A 2,587-nucleotide genomic window follows, 5' to 3' on the forward strand; every position below is an offset into this window, starting at 1 on the left:
CTACATTGGCGCCTGTGCATCAGGCACTGCCTCGGGCACCGCTGCCGGCGATCCAAAGCGCGGAGTCCCTCGCCTTTCGGTCGCGACGATCGAGCGGCGTCTCTCCGGCCTGGGCTGGAACTTTACCCAGCGCGGCGCGCCGATGGATCGCTCCGATCGGCATATTGCGACGGTACTCGCCGGCATTCGCCGCAAGCACGCAACGCCGCCACGGCAGAAAGAGGCCGTGCTGGGCGACGACATCAAGGCGATGGTCAACACCCTCGGCCATGATCTGAGGGGTCTGCGCGACCGGGCCATCCTGCTGCTGGGCTTCGCCGGCGGCCTACGGCGCTCCGAGATCGTCRGGCTCGATGTTGTCCGCGACGACGATAGCGACGGCCATGGCTGGATCGAGATTTTTCCCAACCAGGGCGTTCTGGTAACGCTGCGCGGCAAGACCGGATGGCGCGAGGTCGAGGTCGGTCGCGGCGCTTCCGACCAGACCTGCCCCGTTGCTGCCCTCGAAAGCTGGATTCGCTTCGGCCGGATCGCCAGAGGCCCGCTGTTCCGGCGCATCTTCAAGGATAACAAGACCGTCGACGTCGAGCGGCTCTCCGACAAGCATGTCGCCCGCCTGGTCAAGCGGACCGCACTCGCCGCCGGCGTCCGTTCCGACCTGCCGGAAGGGGAACGTGAGTTGCTGTTCTCAGGGCACTCGCTGCGCGCCGGCCTTGCCTCCTCGGCCGACATCGAGGAGCGCTACGTTCAGAAACAACTCGGCCACGCCTCGGCCGAGATGACCCGCAAATATCAGCGGCGGCGCGACCGCTTCCGCACCAATCTCACCAAGGCGTCCGGGCTCTGAATCACGCCCAATATGAGCCAATTTCTCGGCAGGCTGCTCTCAGTTTCGTAGATAACGGGCGCGGACGGCGCCAGCGGGCATCAACTGCTCCGACCGACGCATTCGGACCTTCCGACCTGGAACATGCTATCGACCGCGAAGGTGTCAGCCGCGGGTTTTGCTCGCATTCGGCTTGAAGTTGACCAGCAGGGATTTCAGCTCAATTTCGCGAACGCGCCTCGCCGCCTCGCTCGGGCTCACCCAGTCCAAAACGCGTTGCCCGCGCTCTTTGAAATCGGTCTTGATCTCCGTCACTTCAATCTGAAACATCGCCACGATGCAGGGGGCCACATTGCCGTCATCGAGTTCTTTCAGGTAGGTATAGTGGCCTACTGGCCTCTTTTCTGCCTTACCGCGCACGCCGGCTTCCTCCCATGCTTCAATAGCGGCTGCCTCGTAGGGCTTCTTGCCCTTCATTGGCCATCCTTTGGGAATGATCCATCGCCGACTTTCGCGCGAGGTGATGACCAGGATCTCGATCTCGGGACCACCCTCCTTGTAGCGAAAGCAGAGAGCACCGTATTGCTGGCCAAACGCTTTTCCGAACAGCTTGTTCGGAGTTCGAGCAAGCTGCTGGAGCAGCGTCGGTGATTTGCCCGCCGCGGGCGGGCTGCCTGGTTTCTCTGACGTCATGACAATTGAGCGTGTCAAATTTTCTTTTCTATCTCAATTGCCTGCGATGTTTTATGACAGTTTTATGACAGTGATCCACACCGGAGTGATCACTGCTTCTTCGGGACCGAGGACCAACCGAGTGAAGCTGAAAGCGCAGGAAAAAATCTCAGCATCCGCTGCACGCGGTCTTGCCTCCACGGCCGAGGTCGATGAGCGCTATGCCCAGAAGCAGTTCGGGCTCGCCAGCACGGAGATAACGCGGAAATATCAGCGGCGACGCGACCGCTTTCTCGTCAATCTGGTAATGGCCTCCGGGCTTTGAAKCGCGCCCTCCCCTACCGACGTGAAGCCGTTAAGTCAAAATTGGGTGCCAGATTTTCAGCTTGCCGCTTCAATTGAAATCGGGAAGTAAAAGCCACAACCGGCACGGAAAGCCGGTTCAAAAAAACTCGAAATTTCCAATCTGCCGAGATCATAAGCCATTGATTTCATGATAAACAAAACCGCATAGGAACTCTACTGGAATGTTATGGTTCCTCACATGGTATGATCGCCAGTCGGGGCTATAACCATCGATAAGTATCCCTTATCGGAAGTGATGTGTACAGATTTCTTGTACGCACCTGTAACTGATGATAAGGTGCGCTCACGACTAATTTCGGAGCCGGCGATGCCACAGACCAGCTATAAGATCAGCGAAGCACGCAAGAACTTTGCAGAGGTTCTCGAACGCGCCAACCAGGGCGAGGAAATCGTCATCATGCGCGGAAACGAGATTTATGCCCGTATCGGTCCTGCGGCCGATGGCGGCAAGCGCCCTTTCGGCCTCTTGCGCCAGCGTGGCCTGCCCGACGACCTGTTCGACACGACCGACGCAGAACAGGCCGCGATCGACGCTGGCGATTGGAATGACGACACCGGCATCTGGCAAGGCAAACCCGGCGACAGCGACAGCACGCAATGAAGATCCTACTCGATAGCCATGCAATCTACTGGTGGACCATCGGCAGCGATCGGCTCTCCACGAGGGCACGAACGTTGATCGAGGACAAGGCCAACAGTGTCCTCGTCAGCGCAGTGTCGTTC

At 59.1% G+C, this 2,587-nt stretch carries 4 protein-coding genes and 1 pseudogene; 4 read left to right on the forward strand and 1 reads right to left on the reverse strand.

Annotated features, from left to right (window positions below):
• Positions 1-847 (forward strand): tyrosine-type recombinase/integrase (locus tag AC1D17_RS28440; RefSeq protein WP_477568557.1); only part of this gene is annotated, 847 nt, incomplete at its 5' end.
• Between the two features lie 144 nt (positions 848-991).
• Here the strand turns inward: AC1D17_RS28440 and AC1D17_RS28445 are convergent.
• Positions 992-1,519 carry an NUDIX hydrolase gene (locus AC1D17_RS28445; protein WP_112849313.1) on the reverse strand — a complete coding sequence of 176 codons (528 nt, stop codon included), beginning with the start codon at positions 1,517-1,519 and terminating at the stop codon, positions 992-994.
• A 163-nt stretch (positions 1,520-1,682) separates the two neighbouring features.
• On the opposite strand from AC1D17_RS28445, the pseudogene AC1D17_RS28450 reads away from it, so the two are divergent.
• The 3 genes and pseudogenes from AC1D17_RS28450 to AC1D17_RS28460 all read left to right on the forward strand — a co-directional run.
• Positions 1,683-1,823: pseudogene (locus tag AC1D17_RS28450) on the forward strand (integrase); the annotation flags it as partial.
• A 348-nt stretch (positions 1,824-2,171) separates the two neighbouring features.
• The gene (locus AC1D17_RS28455; RefSeq protein ID WP_477568558.1) at positions 2,172-2,465 is read left to right on the forward strand and encodes a type II toxin-antitoxin system Phd/YefM family antitoxin; all 294 of its coding nucleotides are present in this window, start codon (positions 2,172-2,174) and stop codon (positions 2,463-2,465) included.
• Positions 2,462-2,587 (forward strand): type II toxin-antitoxin system VapC family toxin (locus AC1D17_RS28460; RefSeq protein ID WP_477568559.1); only part of this gene is annotated, 126 nt, incomplete at its 3' end. The genes AC1D17_RS28455 and AC1D17_RS28460, both read left to right, overlap by 4 nt.

Source organism: Pararhizobium sp. P1_E7, assembly GCF_056405855.1.